The sequence below is a fragment of the Streptomyces sp. NBC_01723 genome (assembly GCF_036246005.1).
Lineage (GTDB): Bacteria > Actinomycetota > Actinomycetes > Streptomycetales > Streptomycetaceae > Streptomyces.
This window is the reverse complement of the sequence record NZ_CP109171.1, coordinates 5,764,402-5,789,147: the sequence shown is the minus strand read 5'-3', so window position 1 is coordinate 5,789,147 and position 24,746 is coordinate 5,764,402. Positions and strand designations below refer to the sequence as shown.

At 71.6% G+C, this 24,746-nt stretch carries 24 protein-coding genes and 1 riboswitch; of the genes, 10 read left to right on the top strand and 14 right to left on the bottom strand.

What is annotated here, in order from left to right; genetic code table 11:
* Nucleotides 1-6 precede the first annotated feature (6 nt).
* Entirely contained in the window at nt 7-786 is a 780-nt protein-coding gene (locus OIE75_RS26945; RefSeq protein ID WP_329472339.1) for a hypothetical protein, read from the bottom strand.
* Between the two features lie 273 nt (nt 787-1,059).
* On the opposite strand from OIE75_RS26945, the gene OIE75_RS26940 reads away from it, so the two are divergent.
* From OIE75_RS26940 to OIE75_RS26930, 3 genes are all read left to right on the top strand, one after another.
* Entirely contained in the window at nt 1,060-2,121 is a 1,062-nt protein-coding gene (locus OIE75_RS26940; RefSeq protein WP_307015365.1) for an adenosine deaminase, read from the top strand.
* 13 nt (nt 2,122-2,134) lie between these two features.
* Entirely contained in the window at nt 2,135-2,845 is a 711-nt protein-coding gene (locus OIE75_RS26935) for a glycerophosphodiester phosphodiesterase (RefSeq protein ID WP_307015364.1), read from the top strand.
* A gap of 148 nt (nt 2,846-2,993) precedes the next feature.
* Nucleotides 2,994-4,163 (top strand): serine hydrolase domain-containing protein, encoded by a 1,170-nt coding sequence (locus OIE75_RS26930; RefSeq protein WP_329472338.1) that lies wholly within the window; start codon nt 2,994-2,996, stop codon nt 4,161-4,163.
* Here the strand turns inward: OIE75_RS26930 and OIE75_RS26925 are convergent.
* The 3 genes from OIE75_RS26925 to OIE75_RS26915 all read right to left on the bottom strand — a co-directional run bounded on the left by OIE75_RS26925 (nt 4,141) and on the right by OIE75_RS26915 (nt 7,231).
* A complete protein-coding gene (locus OIE75_RS26925) occupies nt 4,141-4,428 on the bottom strand; it encodes an HXXEE domain-containing protein (RefSeq protein ID WP_329472337.1) in 288 nt (95 codons plus the stop codon). The genes OIE75_RS26930 and OIE75_RS26925 overlap by 23 nt on opposite strands.
* Nucleotides 4,429-4,440: 12 nt before the next feature.
* Nucleotides 4,441-5,631, bottom strand: a complete 1,191-nt coding sequence (locus OIE75_RS26920) for a polyamine ABC transporter substrate-binding protein (RefSeq protein WP_307015362.1) — start codon at nt 5,629-5,631, stop codon at nt 4,441-4,443.
* A 160-nt stretch (nt 5,632-5,791) separates the two neighbouring features.
* A complete protein-coding gene (locus tag OIE75_RS26915; RefSeq protein ID WP_307015361.1) occupies nt 5,792-7,231 on the bottom strand; it encodes a gamma-aminobutyraldehyde dehydrogenase in 1,440 nt (479 codons plus the stop codon).
* Nucleotides 7,232-7,396: 165 nt separating this feature from the next.
* On the opposite strand from OIE75_RS26915, the gene OIE75_RS26910 reads away from it, so the two are divergent.
* The 6 genes from OIE75_RS26910 (at nt 7,397) to OIE75_RS26885 (ending at nt 13,115) form a co-directional block, all read left to right on the top strand.
* Nucleotides 7,397-7,912: an Lrp/AsnC family transcriptional regulator gene (locus OIE75_RS26910; RefSeq protein ID WP_329472336.1), complete on the top strand. Its 516-nt coding sequence runs from the start codon at nt 7,397-7,399 to the stop codon at nt 7,910-7,912.
* A gap of 2 nt (nt 7,913-7,914) precedes the next feature.
* A complete protein-coding gene (locus OIE75_RS26905) occupies nt 7,915-9,288 on the top strand; it encodes an aspartate aminotransferase family protein (protein WP_161328385.1) in 1,374 nt (457 codons plus the stop codon).
* Between the two features lie 214 nt (nt 9,289-9,502).
* The gene (locus tag OIE75_RS26900; RefSeq protein ID WP_307015360.1) at nt 9,503-10,279 is read left to right on the top strand and encodes an ABC transporter ATP-binding protein; all 777 of its coding nucleotides are present in this window, start codon (nt 9,503-9,505) and stop codon (nt 10,277-10,279) included.
* Nucleotides 10,261-11,661 carry a hypothetical protein gene (locus tag OIE75_RS26895; protein WP_307015359.1) on the top strand — a complete coding sequence of 467 codons (1,401 nt, stop codon included), beginning with the start codon at nt 10,261-10,263 and terminating at the stop codon, nt 11,659-11,661. Before OIE75_RS26900 ends, OIE75_RS26895 begins: the two co-directional genes overlap by 19 nt.
* Before the next feature lie 128 nt (nt 11,662-11,789).
* A complete protein-coding gene (locus OIE75_RS26890; protein WP_161328180.1) occupies nt 11,790-12,197 on the top strand; it encodes a VOC family protein in 408 nt (135 codons plus the stop codon).
* 207 nt (nt 12,198-12,404) lie between these two features.
* A complete protein-coding gene (locus OIE75_RS26885) occupies nt 12,405-13,115 on the top strand; it encodes an LAETG motif-containing sortase-dependent surface protein (protein ID WP_329472335.1) in 711 nt (236 codons plus the stop codon).
* Nucleotides 13,116-13,211: 96 nt separating this feature from the next.
* On the opposite strand, the gene OIE75_RS26880 is transcribed toward OIE75_RS26885, so the two are convergent.
* The 9 genes from OIE75_RS26880 to rpsB form a co-directional block, all read right to left on the bottom strand.
* Complete coding sequence (locus OIE75_RS26880) at nt 13,212-14,231, bottom strand: ABC transporter ATP-binding protein (protein WP_307015357.1); 1,020 nt, start codon at nt 14,229-14,231, stop codon at nt 13,212-13,214.
* 31 nt (nt 14,232-14,262) lie between these two features.
* Nucleotides 14,263-15,945: an ABC transporter permease gene (locus OIE75_RS26875; RefSeq protein ID WP_443078452.1), complete on the bottom strand. Its 1,683-nt coding sequence runs from the start codon at nt 15,943-15,945 to the stop codon at nt 14,263-14,265.
* Nucleotides 15,921-17,006 (bottom strand): thiamine ABC transporter substrate-binding protein, encoded by a 1,086-nt coding sequence (locus tag OIE75_RS26870; RefSeq protein WP_329472334.1) that lies wholly within the window; start codon nt 17,004-17,006, stop codon nt 15,921-15,923. The genes OIE75_RS26875 and OIE75_RS26870 overlap by 25 nt, the downstream gene beginning before the upstream one ends.
* A gap of 78 nt (nt 17,007-17,084) precedes the next feature.
* Nucleotides 17,085-17,190: riboswitch (TPP riboswitch) on the bottom strand.
* Between the two features lie 41 nt (nt 17,191-17,231).
* Nucleotides 17,232-18,338: a 23S rRNA (adenine(2503)-C(2))-methyltransferase RlmN gene (gene rlmN / locus OIE75_RS26865; protein ID WP_329472333.1), complete on the bottom strand. Its 1,107-nt coding sequence runs from the start codon at nt 18,336-18,338 to the stop codon at nt 17,232-17,234.
* Between the two features lie 113 nt (nt 18,339-18,451).
* Nucleotides 18,452-19,576: a phosphatidate cytidylyltransferase gene (locus tag OIE75_RS26860; RefSeq protein ID WP_329472332.1), complete on the bottom strand. Its 1,125-nt coding sequence runs from the start codon at nt 19,574-19,576 to the stop codon at nt 18,452-18,454.
* The gene (frr, locus tag OIE75_RS26855) at nt 19,576-20,133 is read right to left on the bottom strand and encodes a ribosome recycling factor (protein ID WP_307015353.1); all 558 of its coding nucleotides are present in this window, start codon (nt 20,131-20,133) and stop codon (nt 19,576-19,578) included. Before frr ends, OIE75_RS26860 begins: the two co-directional genes overlap by 1 nt.
* 179 nt (nt 20,134-20,312) lie before the next feature.
* Entirely contained in the window at nt 20,313-21,071 is a 759-nt protein-coding gene (pyrH, locus tag OIE75_RS26850; RefSeq protein ID WP_064730053.1) for a UMP kinase, read from the bottom strand.
* A 206-nt stretch (nt 21,072-21,277) separates the two neighbouring features.
* Nucleotides 21,278-22,123, bottom strand: coding sequence for a translation elongation factor Ts (tsf, locus tag OIE75_RS26845; RefSeq protein WP_329472331.1), 846 nt, complete (start codon nt 22,121-22,123; stop codon nt 21,278-21,280).
* Between the two features lie 95 nt (nt 22,124-22,218).
* Nucleotides 22,219-23,154, bottom strand: a complete 936-nt coding sequence (gene rpsB, locus OIE75_RS26840) for a 30S ribosomal protein S2 (protein ID WP_307015350.1) — start codon at nt 23,152-23,154, stop codon at nt 22,219-22,221.
* Nucleotides 23,155-23,466: 312 nt separating this feature from the next.
* Between rpsB and OIE75_RS26835 the strand changes: the two genes are divergently transcribed.
* The gene (locus tag OIE75_RS26835) at nt 23,467-24,174 is read left to right on the top strand and encodes a murein hydrolase activator EnvC family protein (protein ID WP_329474063.1); all 708 of its coding nucleotides are present in this window, start codon (nt 23,467-23,469) and stop codon (nt 24,172-24,174) included.
* On the opposite strand, the gene OIE75_RS26830 is transcribed toward OIE75_RS26835, so the two are convergent.
* Entirely contained in the window at nt 24,128-24,685 is a 558-nt protein-coding gene (locus tag OIE75_RS26830; RefSeq protein ID WP_307018151.1) for a TetR/AcrR family transcriptional regulator, read from the bottom strand. The two genes, OIE75_RS26835 and OIE75_RS26830, sit on opposite strands and share 47 nt — an antisense overlap.
* Nucleotides 24,686-24,746: the final 61 nt, after the last annotated feature.

Here is a 24,746-nt window from a genome sequence, read left to right as displayed (position 1 = left end):
GGGCCCTCAGGGCGCGAGGATCACCAGCAGCCCGAAGCCCACGCCCAGGACCACGCCGACTATTCCGCAGATGACCCCGGCCAGCGCCTGGCCCGCGTTGGTGGCCTCGCCCCGGTTCGCCTTCGCGCGGCCGAGGGAGCCGAAGACGATCCCGAGGATGCCCACGATGATCGCGAGCGGCCAGAGGCAGAAGCCGACGGCGGCGATGATGCCGAGGACGAGGCCGGTGGTGCCCATGCCGTTGCTCGGCATCGGCCCCATGCCCGACCAGCCGTAGTAGCCGTGCGGCTGCTGCGCACCGGGGTAGCCGGCCGGGCCCGGGTGCCCGTAGCCGACCGGGCCCGGGTAGCCGTAGGGGACCTGGCCGGGGCCGTCCGGCGCGATGGGCGGCGGCGGGACCGGCTGCCGGTCCTGGGCGTACGGCGGCGTCGTGACCGGGGGTGCGAAGGGGTTGGGCGCGCCGGTGCTCGCGGCGGCCGTCGGGTCCGGTGCCGCGAAGGGGTTGGCGGGGGCGGACGGTGCGGCCCACCGCGGGGGGTCCGCGGCCGGCATGGACGTGACCGTCTGCTGGTCGTGGACGGACGGGGGCGGCCAGGACGCGCCGTCGTTCGAGGCGACGGTCGCGCCGGGTCCGCCGTCGGCCGGAGGGGCGGTGTCCGCGGGCGGCGCCCAGGGGTCGGGGCCGGCCGGACCACCGGGGACCCTCGGCACTTCCGGCGTGCCGGGCACTTCCGGCGTGTGCGGCTTGTCGAGGCCGACCCCCGGGGTGGGTGCGGTGGCGCCCACGGAAGGGCCGCCGTCGGCAGGGGTTCCGGGCGCGGCCGAGCCTGGTGCCGGATCGTTCCCCGGAGCCTGAGGCGTGTGCCGCGGGTCGTTTCTCGGCGGCTGCGCGTCGTCGGGCATGTGCGGGTCCCCCTCAGTCGAACGTCCCGTCATGCTACGGCCCGTCCCCGGCCGGCACGGGCCCGGCCTACGATGATCCCGAGTCACCGATCAGCCGATCACCCGCGCCCCGCCGGCCCACGCCGGCCCGGGACGCCGCCGTGGGGAGGAACACCCTTGACCGAGCACCTCGTCGACCCCGACGTCCCGCGTGACCTGCACGCCTTCATCGCCGGACTGCCGAAGGCCGAACTGCACGTCCACCACGTCGGTTCCGCCTCCCCGCGCATCGTCTCGGAGCTGGCCGCACGCCACCCCGACTCCAAGGTCCCCACCGACCCCGAGGCCCTGGCCGACTACTTCACCTTCACGGACTTCGCGCACTTCATCGACGTGTACCTGTCCGTCGTGGACCTGATCCGCACCCCGGAGGACGTCCGGCTGCTGACCTACGAGGTGGCCCGGGAACTGGCCCGGCAGCAGGTGCGGTACGCCGAGCTGACCATCACCCCGTTCTCCTCCACCCGGCGCGGCATCGACGAGCGCGCCTTCATGGACGCGATCGAGGACGCCCGCAAGGCGGCGGAGGCCGAGTTCGGGACCGTACTGCGCTGGTGCTTCGACATCCCCGGCGAGGCGGGGCTCCAGTCGGCGGAGGAGACCGCGCGGCTCGCCACGGACGACCGGCTGCGCCCGGAGGGCCTGGTCTCCTTCGGCCTGGGCGGGCCCGAGATCGGGGTCGGCCGGCCGCAGTTCAAGCCGTACTTCGACCGGGCGATCGCCGCCGGACTGCACTCGGTGCCGCACGCCGGCGAGACCACCGGCCCGGAGACCGTCTGGGACGCCCTGACCGAGCTGCGCGCCGAGCGCATCGGCCACGGCACCAGCTCCGCCCAGGACCCGAAGCTGCTGGCCCACCTCGCCGAGCGGCGCATCCCGCTGGAGGTGTGCCCGACCTCGAACATCGCCACCCGTGCGGTGCGCACCCTCGACGAGCACCCGATCAAGGAGTTCGTGCGGGCCGGAGTCCTCGTGACGATCAACTCCGACGACCCGCCGATGTTCGGCACCGACCTCAACAACGAGTACGCCGTCGCCGCCCGGCTCCTCGGCCTGGACGAGCGGGGCCTCGCCGGCCTGGCGAAGGACGGGGTCGAGGCGTCGTTCCTGGACGCGCCGGGCAAGGCAGCGATCAAGGACGAGATCGACACGTACACCGCCTCCTGGCTCTCCTCCTGAGGCGGCCGCCCCCATGCATCCTCCCCTGCGCGAAGTGACCGCCGTGGCCCACCGCGGCGACCCGTACCGGCACCGCGAGAACACGCTCGACTCGCTGCGCTCCGCCCTGGACCGCGGCGCGGACGCGGTCGAGACCGACGTACGCCTCACCCGCGACGGCGTGCCCGTGCTGCTGCACGACGAGACGCTGAAGAGGCTGTGGGAGCACGAGCGGCCGCTGCGCTCGCTGTCGGCCGAGGAGGTGCGGGGGCTCACGGCGGGCAGGGTGCCGACCCTCGCGGAGGCGCTGGCCGCCACCGACGGCAGCAGGCTGATGCTCGACCTGCCGGGGGCGCCCGGCGAGCGGGCGGTCCGGCGCATCGTGGACGTGGTCCGCGAGTGCGGGGCCGAGGACCGCGTGTACTACACGGCGGGGCCCGTCGCCATGCTCGCCGTACGCGCCGCCGACCCGGCCGCCGAGATCGCCCTCACGTGGACGACGTCGGCCCCGCCCCGGGCCGCCCTGCTGGCGGCGGTCCGGCCGCGGTGGCTCAACTACCGCTTCGGCCTGGTCGACCGGGCACTGTCCGACCGCGTCCACGCCGACGGCTACCTGCTGTCGGTGTGGACCCCGGACACCCGCCGCACCATGCGCCGGCTGATCGCCCTGGGCGCCGACTCGATCACGACCAACCGGGTCGACGTGCTGTGCGCCCTGCGTGACGGGGCGGGTCCGCGCCCGTAGGGGTGATCCCGCACAAGTCCCCCCGCTCGTGGGGGACTTCCCGGAGTCCGGGTCCGGGGCCCGTGCCCTCCTCGCCGACGATCCGCGGCGGGTCGCGGCGGACGAGGATGATCATCGACCTTCCCGCCCGGACCCACTGGAGCCGTCGATGCGTGGCCGTACCTCCACCGTCCTCGCCACTTCCCTCGTACTCGCCCTCGCCGCCGGCCCACTGGCGGCGCCGGCCTTCGCCGCACCGCCCTCCCCCATCGCTTCCGCGACCTCCACCCCCGGACACGGGACGGACGTACTGGACGAGGTCGCGCTGCGCGCCGCCGTCGACGCGGTCCCGAACCAGTACGCCACCGCCGCCCTCGTGCGGGTGGGCGCCACCGGCGAGACCTGGCGCGGCAGCGGGGGTGTGCGCGACCTGGCCAGTGAGCGCCCGGCACGCGCGAACGCCCGCTTCCGGGCCGGGTCGGTCACCAAGGTCGTCACCGCCGCCACCGTGCTGCGGCTGGCGGCGGAGGGCAGGGTGGACCTGGAGGCGCCGGTACAGCGCTACCTGCCCGACCTCTTCACGCCGGAGTTCCGGCCGATCGGCGTGCGCCAGTTGCTGAACCACACCAGCGGCATCCAGGCGGGAGACAGCCTCGGCGACGACTTCGCGGAGGCGTACGCGCACCGCTTCGACACCCTCACCCCGCAGCGGGTCGCGGAGTCGGCGATCGCGAAAGGACCCGAGTTCGACCCCGGAACGCGGCAGCACTACCTGAACATCAACTACACGGTCCTCGGCCTGTTGATCGAGAAGGTGACGGGACGCACGTACGCCGCCGAGGCCACCAGGCTCGTCCTGCGCCCGGCCGGCATGCGCCACACCTACTTCCCCGGCACCGACCCCCGCATCCGGGGCCCGCACAACCGGGGCTACCAGAAGGTGGATGGGCCCGACGGGACGACGAAGCCGGTCGACGTGACCGAGTGGAACCAGGCGGACCGCTGGGCGGCCGGCGACATGATCTCGACCACCGCCGACCTGGAGCGGCTGCTCACGGAGCTGTTCTCGGAACGGATCGTGCCGCAGCCGCAGTTGGAGGAGATGTTCACGACTCCGGCGGGCCTCCCGGAGGCGACCCGCAGCGCGGGCCTGGAGTACAAGAAGGTCGGCGACCAGATCCTCTGGGGCAAGTCGGGTTCCCGCTACGGCTACAGCGCACTCATCGCCGGCACCCGCGACCTGAGCCGCACCCTCGTCTATTCGGTCAACTCCACCGACGCCAAGAGCGCGGAGCGCAACCCGGTCATCGACGGCATCACCGCGGCCGCGCTGAAGTAACCCCCGTCAGCCGCCGCGCCACGGTGTGCGCCGCGACCGCCGACGCGCCCGCGAGCCCCAGCCCCCGGGCGAAGTCGCGCGGGCGCGTGGGCCGCGGCACACCGGCGCGACGCGGCCGGTGCCGGGCCGGCAGGTTGCGGCGCCACCAGCCCGGCCTGGTCGCCAGTTCCTCGCCATCGTGCAGGGCCCAGGCCGCCGGCAGCCCGGGCGTGACCGCACCGCCGACTTCCCCGGAACGCGATTCACCACTCGATGAATCGTCCATCCCGTCGGTCTGCTAGACGCCGACGATCCCGTTCCACCGCTTCGCGAACTCCGCCCGCTCCCCCGCCCCGATGTCCCGGGCGATCCTGAGGCGCTCGCGCATCTTGTCGTCCGGGAAGATCAGCGGGTCCTCGGCGAGGGCAGCCGTGTCCGGGTCGTCGGAGGAGGCGAGTACGTCCCGGGCGGCGGGGACCGGGCAGACGTAGTTGACCCAGGCGGCCAGCTCGGCGGCGACCTCGGGCCGGTAGTAGTAGTCGATCAGCCGCTCGGCGTTGCCCTTGTGGCGGGCCAGGTTGGGGATCATCAGGGACTCCGCCCACAGCTCGGCGCCCTCCTCCGGGACGACGAACTCGATGTCCGGGTCGTCGGCCTGGAGCTGGATCACGTCACCGGAGTAGGCCTGGCAGGCCAGCACGTCCCCGCTGGAGAGGTCCTTGATGTAGTCGTTGCCGGTGAAGCGGCGGATCTGGCCCCTGCCGACCTGCTTCTCCACCAGGTCGCACATCGTGTGGAAGTCGTCCGTCCGCCAGTCGGTGATGTCCACCCCGTCGCCCTGCATCAGCAGGGCGAACGCCTCGTCCATGCCGGACAGCAGGGTCACCCGGCCCTTGAGGTCGGCCGCCCACAGGTCGGACACGTGCCGGATCTCCCGGCCCAGCCGGCGGCGGTTGTAGGCGATGCCGGTGATGCCCGACTGCCAGGGCACGGTGTACTCGCGGCCGGGGTCGAAGGCGGGCGAACGCAGCAGGGGGTCCAGGTACTTGGTGACGTTCGGCTGCCGGGAACGGTCCATCTCCTGCACCCAGCCGAGCCGGACGAAGCGGCCGCACATCCAGTCGCTGATGACGATCAGGTCGCGGTCGGTGGGCTGGTGGTTCATCAGGGACGGGCTGATCTTGCCGAAGAACTCGTCGTTGTCGTTGATCTCCTCGATGTAGTCGACGGAGACGCCCGTCCGGTCCTCGAACGCCTCCAGCGTGGGCCGCCGGCTCGGGTGTTCGTCGTCGGTGTCGATGTACAGCGGCCAGTTCGCCCAGGTCAGCCGGCGCTCGGTGGCGGACCGGTCGGCGGCGGCGCGGTCGCCCGGCGCGACGTACGCGGCCGGCACACCGCAGCCGGCCAGCGCGCCGAGCGCGGCGCCGCCGCCCAGGCCGCGCAGCAGGGACCGGCGGGAGATCGAGGGCGTCCTCGGGAGCAGGGGCATGGCCGCAGGATCCCGCGCCCGCGCCCACCGGGACAATCGACGCTGCGTCGAGCGCCTCCGGCCAGGCCCGACACCCTGTCGACCGGGACGCGTTCACGATGCACGCACCGCGGCCCCGGACGGGAATCCCGTCCGGGGCCGCGGTGCGCGAACCGGGGTGTCAGGCGTCCAGCGACGTCATCACGTGCTTGACCCGCGTGTAGTCGTCGAAGCCGTACGACGACAGGTCCTTGCCGTAGCCGGACTTCTTGAAGCCGCCGTGCGGCATCTCGGCGACCAGCGGGATGTGGGTGTTGATCCACACGCAGCCGAAGTCCAGCTTCTTGGACATCCGCATCGCGCGGCCGTGGTCCTTGGTCCACACCGAGGAGGCCAGCGCGTACTCGACGCCGTTGGCCCACTCGACCGCCTGGTCCTCGTCGCGGAAGGACTGGACGGTGATGACCGGGCCGAAGACCTCCTTCTGGATGATCTCGTCGTCCTGCTTGAGACCGGAGACGACGGTCGGGGCGTAGAAGTAGCCCTTGTCGCCGACCCGGTGGCCGCCCGCCTCGACCTTGGCGTGCGCGGGCAGGCGCTCGATGAACCCGGTGACCTGCTTGAGCTGGTTCGGGTTGTTGAGCGGGCCGTACAGCACGTCCTCGTCGTCCGGCCGGCCGGTCTTGGTCTCGGACGCGGCCTTGGCGAGGGCGCTCACGAACTCGTCGTGGATCGACTCGTGGACGAGCACGCGGGTGGCCGCCGTGCAGTCCTGGCCGGCGTTGAAGTAGCCCGCGGTCGAGATGTCCTCGACGGCCTTGGGGATGTCGGTGTCCTCGAAGACGACGACCGGGGCCTTGCCGCCCAGCTCCAGGTGGACCCGCTTGAGGTCCTTCGACGCCGACTCGGCGACCGACATGCCGGCCCGCACGGAGCCGGTGATGGAGGCCATCGCCGGGGTCTCGTGCTCGACCATCAGGCGGCCGGTGTCGCGGTCGCCGCAGACGACGTTGAAGACGCCCTTGGGCACGATCGAGCCGATGATGTCGGCCATCAGGGCCGTGGACGCCGGGGTGGTGTCCGACGGCTTGAGGACGACCGTGTTGCCCGCGGCGAGCGCCGGGGCGAACTTCCACACGGCCATCATCATCGGGTAGTTCCAGGGGGCGACCTGCGCGCAGACGCCGATCGGCTCGCGGCGGACCATGGAGGTCAGGCCCTCCATGTACTCACCCGCGCTGCGGCCCTCCAGCATCCGCGCGGCACCCGCGAAAAAGCGGATCTGGTCGACCATCGGCGGGATCTCCTCGGAGCGGGTGAGCCCGATGGGCTTGCCCGTGTTCTCCACCTCGGCAGCGATCAGCTCCTCGGCCCGCTCCTCGAACGCGTCGGCGATCTTCAGCAGGGCCTTCTGCCGCTCGGCCGGTACCAGGTCGCGCCAGGCCGGGAAGGCCGCGGCGGCGGCCGCCATGGCCGCGTCCACGTCAGCCTGTCCGGACAGGGGCGCGGTCGCGTAGGCCTCTCCCGTGGCGGGGTTGACCACCTCCGTGGTCCGTCCGTCGGCGGCGTCCCGGAACTCACCGTCGATGTAATTGCGCAGACGACGCAGCTCGGTGCTCACTGCCGGCCCTCCAAGGTTGGGTGTCCAATCACTGAGACACCCACCCTAATCCGTGCACCGACGTTTTCAACACCCCCGATCGCCCCTTGATTGCGAAATCCGCAGACTGACACGACCTAGACAACGGATTTCATCGATACGACCTTGCGAAACTATCGAGACGTCGTGCACAGTGAACCCGTGGCCAGTCGAAGCGCAGACCCGAAGGACTCCCGCGAGTCCAGGAACGGCGGTCCCCAGTTGGACGCCGTCTCCCTCGCCATCATCGAACAGCTCCAGGAGGACGGCCGCCGGCCGTACGCCGCCATCGGCAAGGCCGTGGGCCTCTCCGAGGCCGCGGTGCGCCAGCGCGTCCAGAAGCTGCTCGACCAGGGCGTGATGCAGATCGTCGCCGTGACGGACCCGCTCACCGTGGGCTTCCGCCGCCAGGCGATGGTCGGTGTCAACGTGGAAGGTGACGTGGGGTCCGTCGCCGACGCGCTGACGGCCATGTCCGAATGCGAGTACGTGGTGATGACCGCGGGCTCGTTCGACCTGATGGTGGAGGTCGTCTGCGAGGACGACGACCACCTCCTGGAGGTCATCAACCGACGCATACGGGCCGTGCCCGGCGTGCGCTCCACCGAGAGCTTCGTCTACATGAAGCTCAAGAAGCAGACCTATATGTGGGGAACCCGATAATCGTGAGCACCGACAGCCCCAAGGACCTCAGCAGGACCGCGTACGACAACCTGTGGATGCACTTCACCCGCATGTCGTCGTACGAGAACGCCCCCGTCCCCACCATCGTCCGCGGTGAGGGCACCCACATCTACGACGACAAGGGCAAGCGCTACCTCGACGGTCTCGCCGGCCTGTTCGTGGTCCAGGCCGGACACGGCCGCCAGGAGCTGGCGGAGACCGCCTCGAAGCAGGCCCAGGAGCTGGCCTTCTTCCCGATCTGGTCCTACGCCCACCCGAAGGCCGTCGAACTGGCCGAGCGTCTCGCGAACGAGGCCCCCGGCGACCTCAACAAGGTCTTCTTCACCACCGGCGGCGGCGAGGCGGTCGAGACCGCCTGGAAGCTCGCCAAGCAGTACTTCAAGCTGACCGGCAAGCCGACCAAGCACAAGGTCATCTCCCGCGCGGTCGCCTACCACGGCACCCCGCAGGGCGCCCTGTCCATCACCGGCCTGCCCGCCCTCAAGGCGCCGTTCGAGCCGCTCGTCCCGGGCGCGCACAAGGTGCCGAACACCAACATCTACCGCGCCCCGATCTTCGGCGACGACCCCGAGGCCTTCGGCCGCTGGGCCGCCGACCAGATCGAGCAGCAGATCCTCTTCGAGGGCCCGGAGACGGTCGCGGCCGTCTTCCTGGAGCCCGTGCAGAACGCCGGTGGCTGCTTCCCGCCCCCGCCCGGCTACTTCCAGCGGGTGCGCGAGATCTGCGACCAGTACGACGTGCTGCTCGTCTCGGACGAGGTCATCTGCGCGTTCGGCCGCCTGGGCACGACCTTCGCGTGCGACAAGTTCGGATACGTCCCGGACATGATCACCTGCGCCAAGGGCATGACCTCGGGCTACTCCCCGATCGGCGCCTGCATCATCTCGGACCGCCTGGCCGAGCCGTTCTACAAGGGCGACAACACCTTCCTGCACGGCTACACCTTCGGCGGCCACCCGGTCTCCGCCGCGGTCGGCATCGCCAACCTCGACCTCTTCGAGCGCGAGGGCCTCAACCAGCACGTGCTGGACAACGAGGGCGCCTTCCGCGCCACCCTGGAGAAGCTGCACGACCTGCCGATCGTCGGCGACGTCCGCGGCAACGGCTTCTTCTACGGCATCGAGCTGGTCAAGGACAAGAACACCAAGGAGTCCTTCACCGACGAGGAGACCGAGCGCGTCCTGTACGGCTTCCTCTCCAAGAAGCTCTTCGAGAACGGCCTGTACTGCCGTGCCGACGACCGCGGCGACCCGGTCATCCAGCTCGCCCCGCCGCTGATCTCCAACCAGGAGACCTTCGACGAGATCGAGCAGATCCTGCGCGCCACGCTCACGGAGGCGTGGACGAAACTCTGATCATCCGTCCAGATGATCATCCGGTAGTTCCAGAAGATCACCACGAGCCCCGGCGCCGTCCGTTCGAGTGAGAACGGCGGCCCGGGGCCGCGTGCTTTCCGGCTTCCCCCGCGGCGACTCCCTACCGTGCCCAGTGACCGATCGGCCCCCTCCTCGTTCCCCCGGACGGGGGACGTGACCGGGGAAACACGGATCAGAACCGAGGTGTACGCCCATGGAGGCCCCGCCGGACAACGACGTGCTCTGGGCCCGCGCCCTGCACTTCCAGCACCAGGACGGCTCCCCCGCGCTTCAAGGCGTGTCGCTCGGCGTCCGCGAGGGCGAGATCCTCGCCGTGAGCGGCCCGCGCGGAAGCGGCAAGACCACACTGCTGCGCTGCCTGTCCGGACTGGTCCGGCCGCAGGACGGCGAGGTGTGGTTCAACAGCGTGCCGGTGCACACCATGGGACCGCTCAGCCGCGAACGGCTGCGCCGCGACCGCTTCGGCTGGATCGACCCCGCCCCCGTGCTGGTCCCGGAACTGAACGCCTGGGAGAACGCCGCCCTCCCCCTCATGCTGCGCGGCACGGGCCGGCGCCGGGCCAAGACCGCCGCCCTGGAGTGGCTGGACCGCCTGGACGTCGGCGACAAGGCCCGCCGGCGCCCGCGGGAACTCAAGCAGGCCGAGCGGCAGCGTGTCTGCATCGCCCGCGCGCTGGCCGTCGCCCCCGCGGTCCTCTTCGCCGACGAGCCCACGGCGCCGCTGCACCGCGCGGACCGCGCCCAGGTGCTGCGCACCCTCACCACGGCGGCCCGCTCGCACGGCATCACCGTCGTCCTCGCGACGCACGAGGCGCAGACCGCCGGCCTCGCGGACCGCGCGGTGGCGCTGCTGGACGGACGACGGGTACGGACCGTGCATCTGCCCCCGCTCGCCGAGACCACGGTGGCCACGGGCGCCGCCGGGGCCTCCGGAACGGAAGGCCGGGCCGCGTGCTCGCTCTCCGCCTGACCCGCGCCGCCCATCTCGCCGTCCACCTGCGCCGTCTGCTGGTCGCGGTGGCCTCGGCGGGCACGGGCTTCCTGCTGCTGTGCGCCTTCGGACACGCGATGAGCCACCCGGACGCACCCGGTTCCTCCGCCCTCCGCCTCGCCTGGTGCGCGGCGCCGCTCGCCGCCACGGTGTACCTCGCGGTCGCCGTGGCCCGCACCGACCCCGGCACCCGGCCCCGCTCGGGGCTGTCCGCGATCGGCCTCGGGCCGGGCCGGCTGATGGCCGTCTCGGCGACGACCACGGCCCTGTCGGGTGCGCTCGGCTCGGTGGCGGCCCTGCTGGCCTTCCTCCACCTGCGCGGCGACCTGACGGGCCCGCCCTTCGACGGCGTCCCGGCCGACGCGCTGGCCGTCGGCCAGTCCCTCCCGGCGCCGGCCATCCTGACGCTGCTGGCCCTGGTACCGGCCGCCGCCTCGGCCGCGGTCGCGTACTCCCTGCGCCCCCGCGAACCACGCCGCGCCCGGGCCACCGGCGCCCGCGGCTACGGCCGCTTCGGGGCGTACGGCTGGGGCAAGGCCCGGGAGACCTTCGGCGCCTACGGCCGCTTCGGCGCCCGCTGGACGTCGTCCCCGGCTCAGGCCGGTGCCCCGGCGCCCGCAGCCCGGCGGGCAGCCGCCGGTTCCGCCGAGCCCTCGGACGCCCCCTCCGGAGGAGCCGCCCTGCTGACGCGGGCCGGCGACGGCGACCCCGCGGCGGACCCGGACGGTCCTCCGCCCGCGCAGGACCCCGCCCCCGCCCTCCCGGCACCCCGCCCGCCGAACACCACCGTCCTCCCCTGGGGCATCGCCGTACTCGCCGCGGGCCTCGCCGTCGAGACCTACACCGGGCGCCCGGCCCCCACCCCCGACACCACCCCGTCGGCCGGCGTCCTCGTCGGCTGGGCCCTCACCGCCCTGGGCCTCGCCCTCGCCGGCCCCGGCCTCACCCACCTGTGCGGCCGCCTCCTCCAGGCCGCCCGCCCCGGCGCCCTGCGGCTGCTGGCCGGGCGCGTCCTCATGGACGAGGCGCACCGCATCGGCCGCCCCCTCGGCGTCGTCTGCGCCGTGGCGGCCGCGGCCTACGTGGCCACCTCGCTGTACGCCGCCGACGGCCCGGACTTCGGCGCGTTGAGCACCCTGGGCGCCCTCCTCGTGGCCGGCTGCACGGTGGCCACCCTCCTCACCGCGGCCGTGGAGGCCAAGCACGACCGCGCCGACACCACCGACGCCCTGCTGCGGCTGGGGGCGCCCCCGGCCACCCTGCGCGCCGCCGCCGCCGTACGCGCCGCCGCGCTGCTCGCCCTGTTCGGTCCGCTGACCCTGATCGTCGCGGCACTGGCGGCGCTCCCCCTGTCCCGCTGACGCCCTCGCGGCACCCGCGAGAAGAATTCTCGAAGAGATCCACGAAACGGCGATGAGTTCCGCGCCCGCCGTACGTCTAACCCTTCGAACAGCACGACCACGGCAGCGCACTTACGGGAGAGGCCCTCATGTACCAGCAGATGATCTTCGTGAACCTGGCCACCAACGACCTGGCCGCCTCGAAGAAGTTCTTCACCGGTCTCGGCTACGAGATCAACGCCCAGTTCAGCGACGACACCACGGCCTCGATCCCGCTCAGCGAGACCATCGTCGTGATGGTGCACACGCCGGAGAAGTACCGCCAGTTCACGAAGAAGGAGATCGTGGACTCCGGCAAGTCCAGCGAGGTGCTCCTCGCGCTGAGCGCCGAGAGCCGCGAGAAGGTCGACGAGCTGGTGGAGAAGGCGGTCGCGGCCGGCGGTTCGGTCAGCGGCGAGACCCAGGACCACGGCTTCATGTACGGCCGCGCCTTCGACGACGTCGACGGCCACACCTTCGAGGTCGTGTGGATGGACCCGGCGGCGGTCGAGGGCTGAGCCGGCAGGGGGCCGAGGCACCTCCCGACACGCTGAAACGTGTCGTCGGTTAATAAGACGGCAAAGTCAACGTGCTTGGCTGGCATATGCGTTGACACTGCTTATGCACCGCTTATAAACCAGTGAGGCTCATGGGTGTGCTGATGCCGTGTCATCGGGCGTCGGCACCCTGCCCACCCCCCATCTGTGCTCCCGTAAAGGACAAACGTGGCAGTCCTGTCCATAATCAGCCGCACGGCATCACGCCGTAGCGTCCGCGCCCTCGGCGTCGTCGCCGCCTCGGCGGCCCTTGCCGTCGGCGCCGCCGGCAACGCCCTCGCCTGCAACATCGGCGAGTTCTCCGCCGCCGCCAAGTGCGAAGGCGACAAGGGTGTCATCTCCGTCACCGACGTGGACCCCGCCGGCGTGCCCGCCGTCGTCACCGTCTACCTGCAGAACAACGGTGCCGACGCCGAGAAGATCGGCGAGCAGACGGTCAAGGGCTCGCGCGAGGGCAGCACCATCACCTTCGCCGCGGACTGGAAGCCGAACGCCGAGTACCGCATCCACGTCAAGGCCGACCCCTACGTCGACGAGGACATCAAGCCCAACCTCACGACCCCGTCGACCCCCTGCAAGACCGAGGACACTCCGAGCCCGACCCCGTCGGAGAGCTCCTCGACCCCGTCCGACGAGACGGAGACCCCGGCCCCCGAGCCGTCCACCTCGGCCCCCGCACCGACGGAGGACCAGAGCACCGCTCCGGCAGCCGCGCCGAGCAACGCCCCGTCCCCGGCGGCCGGTGACTCCAACCTCGCCGAGACCGGCGCCAACTCCAACACCGGCATGATCGCCGGCATCGCGGCGGCCCTGGTCGTCGTCGGTGGCGGTGCCGTCTTCTTCGGCCTGCGCCGTCGCGGAGCGAACAGCACCCGCTGACGCCCGCCCACAGATGGTCAGCGGCGGTGGCCCGTCCCCGGTCCGGGGGCGGGCCACCGTCATGTCCGGGAAGCGCCGCCCGTCGCGGGCCCGCGCTCAGCCGAGCACGACGACCTCCGCCGCGTCGAACTCCACCCCGACCGCGTCCCCGACCTCCGGTGCCGCCCGCAGCGCGCACGCCGCCTCCAGGCGCGGCGCGTCCTCCGGCTGGAGGCGCACGGCGACATGGGTGCCCCGGAAGGTGCGGGCCGCGACCGTGCACCGCAGGCCCGCGTCGGCGCTGACGATCCGGACCCCGGCCGGCCGCACGAGCACCGTCCGCGTCCCCTGGAGGGCGTCCTCGGGAACCGGGACCTTGCCCCACGGCGTGTCCGCGACCTGCCCGGCGACGGTCGCCTCCACCACGTTGTCGAAGCCGAGGAAACGGGCCACGAAGGCGTCGGCCGGCCGCTGCCACACCCCGAGCGGCGTCCCCGACTGGGCGATCCGCCCGTCCCGCATCACCACGACCCGGTCCGCGAGCGCGAACGCCTCGCCCTGGTCGTGGGTCACGGCGAGCACCGTGGTGCCCAACCGGCCGAACAGCTCCCGCAGTTCGACCACGAGGCGCTCCCGCAGCGAGCGGTCGAGCTGACCGAGCGGCTCGTCCAGCATCAGCAGCCGGGGCCGGGGCGCGAGCGCCCGGGCGAGGGCCACCCGCTGCTGCTCGCCGCCCGAGAGCGCGGCGACCGACCGGCGTCCGGCGCCCGGCAGCCCGACCAGCTCCAGCAACTCCTCCACCCGGTCCCGCTGTTCGGCGCGGGACGCGCCCCGCATCCGGGGCCCGAAGGCGATGTTTCCGGCCACGTCCCGCTGCGGGAACAGCTGGTGGTCCTGGAACATCAGGCCCAGCTCGCGCCGGTGCGCGGGCACACCGGACTGGTCCCGCCCGTCGAGCGCCACCCGCCCGGCGTCCAGCGGCTGGAGCCCGGCCACCGCGCGCAGCAGCGTCGACTTGCCGCTGCCACTGGGTCCGAGCACGCACACCACCTCGTGCTCGGCGACCTCCAGGTCGACGGCGTCCAGCACGGCCCGCCCGCCGAAGCGGACGGTCGCACCCTCAAGGTTCAGCAGCATCCCTGGATCACCCGCACAACCAGTCGCATCTCTAGAACTCCCCGCTCCGGTCGGTGCGCAGCCGCTCCAGCACCACCAGCGCCACGGCGCACACCAGCATCAGAATCGTCGAAAGGGCCATGGCCTGGCCGTAGTTCATGTCCCCGGGCCTGCCCAGCAGCCGCGCCACGGCGACCGGCAGCGTCGGGTTGTCGGGCCGCGCGATGAACACCGTCGCGCCGAACTCCCCGAGGGAAACGGCGAAGGCGAACCCGGCCGCGACCAGCAGCGCCCGCCGCACCATCGGCAGGTCCACCTCCCGCCACACCCGCCAGGGCGACGCCCCGAGCACCGCCGCCGCCTCCCGCAGCCGTCCGTCCACCGCCCGCAGTACGGGCAGCATGGTCCGTACGACGAAGGGGACCCCGACCAGCGCCTGGGCGAGCGGCACCAGGATCCAGGAGGAGCGCAGGTCCAGCGGCGGTTCGTCCAGCGCGATCAGGAACCCGAAACCGACGGTCACGGCGGACACCCCGAGCGGCAGCATCAGCAGCGCGTCGAAGCCCCGCACGAAGCGGCCGGCGTCCCGCCGGGTGAGCGCGGCGGCGGCGAGACCGCCGATCACCACGGCGATGGCGGTGGCGGCGACGGCGTACTGGAGGGAGTTGCCGATGGCCTCGATCGGCGGGACCAGGAAGGTGCCGCCGTCGGCACTGGTCAGCGCCCGGTAGTAGCCGAAGCCGGGTGCGCCGAGCGACCGCTGGACCAGCACGGCGAGCGGCAGCACCAGCAGCAGCGCGACGGTGCCCAGGACGCCGGCCAGCAGCGCCCACTGGCCCGTGCCCCGGGGCCTGCGCGCGGTCGTGGCGGCGTCCACCAGCCGCAGGGCGCTCTCCCGCCGCCGTACCGTCCAGGCGTGCACGGCGAGGACCGCGGCGACCGCCGCGAACTGGATCAGCGTCAGCACGGCCGCCGTGGACAGGTCGAAGATCTGAGACGTCTGCCGGTAGATCTCCACCTCCAGGGTGGAGAAGGCGGGTCCGCCGAGGATCTGCACGACGCCGAAGGAGGTGAAGGTGAACAGGAAGACCATCAGCGCGGCGGCCGCCACCGCGGGAGCGAGGGCGGGCAGCGTGACCTGCCGCCAGGCCCGCAGGCGGGAGGCGCCGAGCATCCGCGCGGCCTCCTCCTGCCGCGGGTCGAGCTGCGCCCACAGGCCGCCCACGGTGCGCACGACGACGGCGTAGTTGAAGAAGACGTGTGCGAGCAGGATGGCCCAGACGGTGGTGTCCAGCCGTACGCCCCACAGCTCGTCGAGCAGCCCGCCGCGCCCCACCAGGGCCAGGAACGCCGTCCCCACGACGACCGTCGGCAGCACGAACGGCACGGTCACCACCGCCCGCAGCGCCTGCTTGCCGGGGAAGTCGAAGCGGGCGAAGACGTAGGCGCCGGGCAGTGCGATCAGCAGGGTGAGCGCGGTGGACGCCAGTGCCTGCCAGGTCGTGAACCACAGCACGTGCCGCACGTCGGACTGGGCGAGCACGTCGCCGATCCGGCCGAACTGCCAGGCGCCGTCGACCTCCAGACCACGCGAGACGATCGCGGCGACGGGGTAGGCGAAGAACACCGCGAAGAACGCGACGGGCACGACCATCAGGGCGAGCCGCGCCGCGCTCCCGCGCAGGGTCCGGGTCCGGCCCGGGCCCCTGCCTACTTCAGTACGAGCGAGGTCCACGACTTGACCCACTGGTCGCGATTGTCGGCGATCTTCGCCGGGTCCATGGTCTGCGGGTCCTTGGCCTGCGGCCCGTACTTCACGAACGCCTCGGGGATCTGCGCGCCCTCCCGCACCGGGTACACGAACATGTTCAGCGGCATGTCGTCCTGGAACTGCTTGCCGATGAGAAAGTCGAGGAGTGCCTTGCCGCCCTCGGGGTTCTTGGCGTTGCTCAGCAGGCCCGCGTACTCGACCTGGCGGAAGCAGGTGCCGTCGGCGACGCCCGTGGGCGCGGTGGACGGCTGCGGGTCGGCGTAGATCACCTCGGCGGGCGGGGAGGAGGCGTAGGAGACGACGAGCGGACGGTCGCCCTTGGCCTTCTTGCCCCCGGCCGAGCCGGAGAACTCCTCGTTGTAGGCCTGCTCCCAGCTGTCGACGACCTTGACGCCGTTCGCCTCGAGCTTCTTCCAGTAGCCCTCCCACCCGTCGTCCCCGTACTTGGCCGCGGTGCCGAGCAGGAAGCCGAGGCCGGGCGAGGAACTGCCCGCGTTCTCGGTGACGAGCAGGTCCTTGTACTCCGGCTCGACCAGGTCGTCGAAGGAGTCCGGCGGGGTCAGGCCGTGCTTCTCGAAGTACGCCTTGTCGTAGTTGACGCAGACGTCACCGGTGTCGACGGGCGTGACCCGGTGCTTGTCCTGGTCGGCCCGGTACTCGGGCAGGACCAGGTCGGAGCCCTTCGCCCGGTACGGCTGGAACAGCCCGTTGTCGAGGGCGCGGGAGAGCAGGGTGTTGTCGACGCCGAAGAAGACGTCGCCCTGCGGGTTGTCCTTGGTGAGGACGGCCTTGTTGACGGCCTGCCCGGCGTCGCCGTCCTCCAGGACCCTGACCTTGTAGCCGGAGCTCTTCTCGAAGGCCGCGATGACGTCCTTCGAAGCGGCCCACGAGTCGTGGCTGACCAGGGTCACGGTCTTGGAGTCGCCGGAACCCTGCCCTTCGTCGGACGACGACCCGCACGCGGCCAGGCCGCCGACCATGCCAAGACCGACGGCCAGGACGGTGACCTTCTTGGTGATGCTCACTGATTCCTCCTGGGTGACCAGGAGAAGACGCGGCCCCGCCCGCGACCCCTGGTGAGGGTCCCGGGCAGGGCGCAACAGCTCGAGTGGTGACCGATCTCCCTACCCAGAATGACCTGGGCCAGGTTCGGAGGGTCTGCGGCCGGTGCCGCACTCTCAGCGCTGTGGCGCTCCCCTGTCGGAATATGAAGATGTGGTTACTGTGACGATGTACTGACGCCGGTCAGGTTACCGCTCGCTCGCGGCGAGCTGACCACACGCCCCGTCGATCTCCTGGCCACGGGTGTCCCGGATCGTCACCGGCACACCGTGCGCCGCGATCGCCTCCACGAACGCCTTCTCGTCCTCGGGCCGCGACGCGGTCCACTTCGAGCCGGGCGTGGGGTTGAGCGGGATGAGGTTGACGTGCACCGGCCGGCCCTTGAGCAGCCGCCCGAGGCGGTCGCCCCGCCACGCCTGGTCGTTGATGTCCCTGATCAGCGCGTACTCGATGGAGAGCCGGCGCCCGGACTTCGCGGCGTACTCGAACCCGGCGTCCAGCACCTCACGCACCTTCCAGCGCGTGTTGACGGGGACGAGGGTATCGCGAAGCTCGTCGTCGGGGGCGTGCAGCGAGATGGCGAGGCGGCACTTGAAGCCCTCGCCGGTGAAGCGGTTGATCGCCGGGACGAGACCGACCGTGGAGACGGTGATGCCGCGCTGGGAGAGCCCCAGCCCGTCCGGCTCCGGGTCGGTGAGCCGGCGGATGGAGCCGACGACCCGGTTGTAGTTGGCCAGGGGCTCGCCCATGCCCATGAACACGATGTTGCTGAGCCGGGCCGGACCTCCGGGGACCTCGCCGTCCCTGAGCGCCCGCATCCCGTCCACGATCTGGTGCACGATCTCGGCCGTCGACAGGTTCCGGTCCAGACCGGCCTGTCCCGTGGCGCAGAACGGGCAGTTCATACCGCAACCGGCCTGGGAGCTGATGCACATGGTCACCCGGTCCGGGTAGCGCATGAGCACCGACTCGACGAGCGTCCCGTCGAACAGCTTCCAGAGCGTCTTGCGGGTGGTGCCCTGGTCGGTCGACAGATGCCGGACGACCGTCATCAGCTCGGGCAGCAGCGCCTCCCGGAGCTCCTCGCGCGAACCGGCGGGGATGTCGGTCCACTGCTCGGGGTCGTGCGCGTACCGCGCGAAGTAGTGCTGCGAGAGCTGCTTCGCACGAAAGGCCTTCTCGCCGGCGGCGACGACGGCCTCTTTACGCTCGGCGGGCGTGAGGTCGGCAAGGTGCCGCGGCGGCTTCTTGGCTCCGCGGGGGGCGACGAATGTGAGTTCTCCGGGCTTAGGCATGGCTGTACCAGTGTCGCAGACATATGAGAAGAGACCCGCCGCCCTGTGGACAACGGGTCTCTCGTCGAAGAACGTGCAGGTGAAACCGGCCCTGCGGGCTCACGCCGGCCGGATCAGCCGGAGCCGACGAAGATCACCAGCAGGAGCCAGACCACCGGTGCCGTCGGCAGGAGGGAGTCCAGGCGGTCCATGATGCCGCCGTGGCCCGGCAGGAGGGTGCCCATGTCCTTGATGCCGAGGTCCCGCTTGATCATGGACTCGCCGAGGTCGCCCAGCGTGGCGCTGACGGCGACCGCGAGGCCGAGCAGCAGACCCTGCCACCAGACGCCGTCCTCGATCATGAACTGCATGCACAGCGCGCCCGCCGCCATCGCGAAGGCCACCGCTCCCAGCAGGCCCTCGCGGGTCTTGCCGGGGCTGATGCGCGGGGCGAGCTTGGTCCTGCCGAAGCGCCACCCGACGGCATAGGCGCCGGTGTCGCTGACGACCGTGAGCAACAGGAAGGTCAGCACGCGCTGCGCACCGTCGTCGGCCATCAGCATCATCGTGACGAACGTGGCCAGGAAGGGCACGTAGAACGCCGCGAACAGACCTGCCGTGACGTCCTTGAGGTAGCCCTCCGGCGGCTCGGTCATCCGCCACACGAGCACCGCCAGCGCCGTGAGCGCCATGGCGACCCACGCGCCCTCGGCTCCTCGCGCGTACCCGGCGACCACCATCGCCGCGCCGCCGATCGCCAGCGGCACGAGCGGCGCCTTGATGCCCTTGCGCTCCTCCAGCCGCTTGGTCAGCTCCCACAGGCCCACGACGACCGCGACCGCGACCACGCCGACGAAGACGGCCTTGACGACGAACAGCGACGCGATGATGACGGCGCCGAGTCCGACGCCGACCCCTATCGCCGCGCCCAGGTCGCGCCCCGCCGTCTTCTTCGGCGGCGGCTGTGGCTGCGCCGGCTGCGGGGCGTCGGGCATGGGCTCCGGATTCTGCGGCACCGCCGCGTACGGCTGCGCCGGCGGGTTCTGGAACAGGGGACCGCTCGCCCGAGCGGCCCCCCGGTCGTCGTCCTGGTCACCGCCGTGTTCGGGTACGTCGGGCACGATGGGCATGGGGCGAGTCTGTTGCGCGTACTGCGCATCGTATGCGGGACCCGCCGGGGCAGCGCCCTGGACAGGTCCCCCGTCGGACGGCCCCCAGTACCCGGCTTGTGGCGGCGCTCCCCAGGAAGAGTCGTTCATCAGACCTCGAGCAGCTCCGCTTCCTTGTGCTTCAGGAGCTCGTCCACCTGGGCGACGTACTTCGAGGTGGTCTGCTCGAGCTCGCTCTCCGCACGACGGCCCTCGTCCTCGCCGACCTCGCCGTCCTTGATCAGCTTGTCGATGGCGTCCTTGGCCTTGCGGCGCACGGAGCGGATGGACACCTTGGCGTCCTCGCCCTTGGTCTTGGCGACCTTGATGTACTCGCGGCGGCGCTCCTCGGTCAGCTCGGGGAACACCACTCGGATGATGTTGCCGTCGTTGCTCGGGTTGACGCCCAGGTCGGAGTCGCGGATCGCCTGTTCGATGTTGCGCAGGGCGCTCTTGTCGAAGGGCGTCACCACGGCCATGCGCGGCTCGGGCACGGAGAACGAGGCCAGCTGGTTGATCGGCGTCAGCGCGCCGTAGTAGTCGGCCACGATCTTGTTGAACATCGCCGGGTGCGCACGGCCGGTGCGGATCGCGGCGAAGTCCTCCTTGGCGACCACGACGGCCTTCTCCATCTTCTCCTCGGCCTCGAGGAGGGTCTCTTCGATCACCACTTGCTCCTGCGTGTCTTGAGTAGGCCCGGCTGCGGTCCCCTGGCGGGACGCGGCCGGCTGCGTCGCGTTCTTCCTGCACGGTTCCCGACCGGCGGGACATTGTCCATCCCCCGGCCCGGCCCCGTCCCGTCCGTCCCCCGGACAGGTGGCGTCCGCGGACAGGGGGTGTTCTCCGGTCAGTCCCGGGTGCCCTGGTCACCCACGAGCGTGCCGATCTTCTCACCCTTGACGGCGCGGGCGATATTGCCCTCCTTCAACAGCTCGAAGACCACGATCGGGAGGCTGTTGTCGCGGCAGAGCGTGACGGCGGTGGCGTCGGCGACCTTGAGGTCGCGGGTGATGACCTCGCCGTAGCCGAGCGCGTCGAACTTCACGGCGTCCGGGTTGGTCTTGGGGTCGGAGTCGTAGACCCCGTCCACGCCGTTCTTGCCCATGAGCAGCGCCTCGGCGTCGATCTCCAGGGCGCGCTGGGCGGCGGTGGTGTCGGTGGAGAAGTACGGCATGCCCATTCCGGCGCCGAAGATGACCACGCGGCCCTTCTCCAGGTGGCGCACCGCGCGCAGCGGGATGTACGGCTCGGCGACCTGGCCCATGGTGATGGCGGTCTGCACGCGGCAGTCGACGCCCTCCTTCTCCAGGAAGTCCTGGAGGGCCAGGCAGTTCATCACGGTGCCGAGCATGCCCATGTAGTCGGAGCGGGCGCGGTCCATGCCGCGCACCTGGAGTTCGGCCCCGCGGAAGAAGTTGCCGCCGCCGATGACGACGGCGATCTCGGCGCCGTCGCGTACGACGGCCGCGATCTCGCGGGCGATGGCGTGCACCACGTCGGGGTCGACGCCCAGGCCGCCACCGCCGGAGAAGGCCTCTCCGGACAGCTTCAGCATGAAGCGGCCGCGTACTTTGCCGTCGTCGCTCTTCTCGGCCTTGGTGGTCATGGAGATCTCGCCTCTTTTACGTGGGTCACACACACGAAGGAGGCCACTGCCGGTGGGGGCGTGTTTCGCATCCCATACGCGGCAATGGCCTCCTCGTCAGATCTGCTGTCGTCCGCCGCCACGCGCGCGTGCGCCACGGGCTGCGCGAACGGCGCCGACGACTGCTGTCGACCCTACCGGGGTCGAGCGTCCGTCGCGGTACGGACTCAGATGCCGACCTTGATGCGCGAGAAGCGCTTCAGGGTGACACCGGCCTCTTCCAGCACCTTCTGGACGGACTTCTTGTTGTCCAGGGCGTAGGGCTGACCCAGCAGGGTCGCGTCCTTGAAGAAGCCGTTGAGGCGACCCTCGACGATCTTCGGCAGGGCGGCCTCGGGCTTGCCCTCGGCGCGGGTGGTCTCCTCGGCGACGCGGCGCTCGGACTCGACGACCTCGGCCGGGACGTCCTCCTTGGAGAGGTACTTCGGCGCGAAGGCGGCGATGTGCTGGGCGACGCCCTTGGCGATCGCAGCGGCCTCGTCGGTCTGCTTGTCCAGCTCGACGAGGACACCGATCTGCGGGGGCAGGTCGGGCATCGTGCGGTGCATGTACGCGGTCACGAAGCCGCCGGAGAACTGCGCGAAGCGGTCCAGGACGATCTTCTCGCCGAGGTTGGCGTTGGCCTCGTCCACGTAGGCCTGGACGGTCTTGCCGGCCTCGATCTCGGAGGCGAGCAGGGCCTCCAGGTCCGCCGGGGCGGCCTTGGCGACGTGCTCGGCGATGGCCTTGGCCACGTTCTGGAACTTATCACCCTTGGCGACGAAGTCCGTCTCGCACTTCAGCTCGACCAGGACACCGGAGGTGTTGTCGTCGGCGATGATCGAGACGACGGCACCGTTCTCGGCGGAGCGGCCCTCGCGCTTGGCCACGCCCTTCTGGCCCTTGATACGGAGCGCCTCGACGGCCTTCTCGACGTTGCCCTCGGCCTCGTCCAGCGCCTTCTTGCAGTCCATCATGCCGGCGCCGGTGAGCTCACGAAGCTTCTTGACGTCGGCGGCGGTGTAGTTCGCCATGATTCAGGAATCTCTCTCGAAGTCCGAAGATCTACGGGCCGGACGGCGGGGGCTTCGTGGGCCCCCGCCGTCCAGAACCCGAAGGTGGTGAGGGGTCAGGCCTGCTCGGCGTCCGCGGCGGGCGCCTCGGCGGCGGGGGCCTCGGCGGGCTTCTCGGCCTCGTCGGCGGCCACCTCGGTGGCGGCCTCCTCGACAGCCTCGGAGACCTTGGCGTCGGGGGCGGGCGCCTCGGCGGCGGCCTCGACGGCCTCGTCCTTCTTCTCGCCCTCGAGCAGGTCGCGCTCCCACTCGGCGAGCGGCTCGCCGGCGGCCTTCTCACCCTTGGCACCACCGGCGGCACCGGAGCGGGCGATGAGGCCCTCGGCGACGGCGTCGGCGATCACGCGGGTGAGCAGGGTGACGGAGCGGATCGCGTCGTCGTTGCCCGGGATCTTGTAGTCGACCTCGTCGGGGTCGCAGTTGGTGTCGAGGATGGCGACGACCGGGATGTTGAGCTTCCGGGCCTCGCCGACCGCGATGTGCTCCTTCTTGGTGTCCACGATCCAGACGGCGCTGGGCACCTTGGACATCTCGCGGATACCGCCGAGGGTCTTCTCCAGCTTGGCCTTCTCGCGGGAGAGGACCAGCAGCTCCTTCTTGGTGAGGCCGGAGGCGGCCACGTCCTCGAAGTCGATCTGCTCGAGCTCCTTCAGGCGCTGCAGGCGCTTGTAGACGGTCGAGAAGTTGGTGAGCATGCCGCCCAGCCAGCGCTGGTTGACGTAGGGCATGCCGACGCGGGTGGCCTGCTCGGCGATGGCCTCCTGCGCCTGCTTCTTCGTGCCGACGAACATGACCGTGCCGCCGTGGGCGACGGTCTCCTTGACGAACTCGTAGGCGCGGTCGATGTACGACAGCGACTGGAGCAGGTCGATGATGTAGATGCCGTTGCGCTCGGTGAAGATGAAGCGCTTCATCTTCGGGTTCCAGCGACGGGTCTGGTGACCGAAGTGGACGCCGCTTTCCAGCAGCTCCCGCATCGTGACGACGGCCATGGCCGTTCTCCTTGGTTTTCTCGGTTGTGCCGCGCAAGCCGGACGGCTTCCGCGCCTGACGCCCGCTGTGCGCCGTGCCGCAAGGGACCGAGGGGCGCTGACACGCGCCTTGGAAGGCGTCGTGTCGGGGCGTGCGAAGTCGACCCGGTGACCCGGATCGCCACCAGAAGTGTACGGGACCGGAGGGGTACCGGGTGACGCGGCTGTCCACAACCGGGCGGTGGTCCACAGGCCCGCACGGAGGCTCGCTCCGCGCGGGACGGTTCTCGCATGCGAGCGAGGCGAAGCGTGAGTGCGTGCGTGTGTGCGTTTATGTGGGTGGTGCTGCTGTCGGCCGTCCTGGCCCCGGCGCCGTTCGGCGCCGTGCGGGCGGCGTCGGTGGTGCCGTCGTCGGACGTGGGGCGGGGTCCGGATCCGGCGGTGCCGGCCGTGGCCCGGTGGTGGCCGGTGGGCACCCGGCCCGCGGTCCTGCGGGGGTGGGAGCCCCCGGCGGACGCCTACGGTCCTGGTCACCGGGGCGTGGACCTCGCCGCGGCGGGCGGCGCCCCGGTGCGGGCGGTGGCGGCGGGGCGGGTGTCCTTCGCGGGGCGGGTGGCGGGCAGGGGCGTCGTCTCACTCGAACTGACGGGTACCGGCGACCCGCCCCTGCGCACCACGTACGAGCCGGTCGCGGCCTCGGTACGCGAGGGCGACGAGGTGGCGGCGGGCGAGGTGCTCGGCGCGGTCGAGCCGACGGGCTCGCACTGCACGGCCTGCCTGCACTGGGGCCTGCTGCGCGGGGACGTCTACCTCGACCCGCTGTCCCTGCTCCCGCCGTGGCTGCTGGACTCGGGGCCGTCGAGACTGCTGCCGGTCCTGGGGGTGCCGCTGCCGGATGAACAGTCCGAAGGGCAGTCCGGGGACCGGTCAGCAGACCCGCCCGAAGAGCGGTCCGCAGACCCGTCCGAAGACCGGTCCGGAGAGCAGCCGGCGATCAGCCGCGCACGCCCCGCAGCGCCATGGAGACCGCCGCCCGGGTGATCGCCTCGGGCTCCTCGGCCGCGCCCAGTTCGATCCGCCGCACGGCCGCGTCCACGACGCCCTGCAGCAGCATCGCCGCGAGCCTGGGCTCGGCGTGGCCCATCTCCGCCAGCGCCTCGACGATCATGGCGATCAGCCCGCCGTGCGCCGCCCGGATCTTCTCCCGCGCACCGGCGTCCAGCTCACTGGCGGAGATGGCCACGACCGCGCGGTGGCGCCGGTCCCCGACCAGGTCGAGCTGCTTGCGCACATACGCCTCGACCTTGGCCTCGGGGGTCGCCTCGCGCTCCATCGCCGCCTCGACCTCGGCAGCCCAGACCGGGAAGTCGACGGCGCACAGCTCCTCGACGACGGCCGCGCGGGACCGGAAGTACTCGTAGACCGACGACCGGGCGAGGCCCGTCCGTTCGGCGAGGGCGGGGAAGGTCAGCGCCTCCGTTCCGCCGTCGGACAGCAGGGAGCGTGCCGCGTCCAGCAGGGCGGCACGCTGCATCGACCGGTGCTCGGCCACGGAGGCCGCTCGAATCCTTGGCACGCCACCACTTTACGGACGCGTCACCCCGTACGGGAGA

Coding starts and splice junctions, on each gene's coding strand:
- OIE75_RS26900 (WP_307015360.1), top strand. CDS start 9,503: ATGGAGGCCCCGCCGGACAACGACGTGCTCTGGGCCCGCGCCCTGCAC.
- OIE75_RS26880 (WP_307015357.1), bottom strand. CDS start 14,231: ATGCTGCTGAACCTTGAGGGTGCGACCGTCCGCTTCGGCGGGCGGGCC.
- OIE75_RS26860 (WP_329472332.1), bottom strand. CDS start 19,576: ATGAACGACTCTTCCTGGGGAGCGCCGCCACAAGCCGGGTACTGGGGG.
- OIE75_RS26890 (WP_161328180.1), top strand. CDS start 11,790: ATGTACCAGCAGATGATCTTCGTGAACCTGGCCACCAACGACCTGGCC.
- OIE75_RS26835 (WP_329474063.1), top strand. CDS start 23,467: ATGTGGGTGGTGCTGCTGTCGGCCGTCCTGGCCCCGGCGCCGTTCGGC.
- pyrH (WP_064730053.1), bottom strand. CDS start 21,071: ATGACCACCAAGGCCGAGAAGAGCGACGACGGCAAAGTACGCGGCCGC.
- tsf (WP_329472331.1), bottom strand. CDS start 22,123: ATGGCGAACTACACCGCCGCCGACGTCAAGAAGCTTCGTGAGCTCACC.
- OIE75_RS26925 (WP_329472337.1), bottom strand. CDS start 4,428: ATGGACGATTCATCGAGTGGTGAATCGCGTTCCGGGGAAGTCGGCGGT.
- OIE75_RS26920 (WP_307015362.1), bottom strand. CDS start 5,631: ATGCCCCTGCTCCCGAGGACGCCCTCGATCTCCCGCCGGTCCCTGCTG.
- OIE75_RS26930 (WP_329472338.1), top strand. CDS start 2,994: ATGCGTGGCCGTACCTCCACCGTCCTCGCCACTTCCCTCGTACTCGCC.
- OIE75_RS26935 (WP_307015364.1), top strand. CDS start 2,135: ATGCATCCTCCCCTGCGCGAAGTGACCGCCGTGGCCCACCGCGGCGAC.
- rlmN (WP_329472333.1), bottom strand. CDS start 18,338: ATGCCTAAGCCCGGAGAACTCACATTCGTCGCCCCCCGCGGAGCCAAG.
- rpsB (WP_307015350.1), bottom strand. CDS start 23,154: ATGGCCGTCGTCACGATGCGGGAGCTGCTGGAAAGCGGCGTCCACTTC.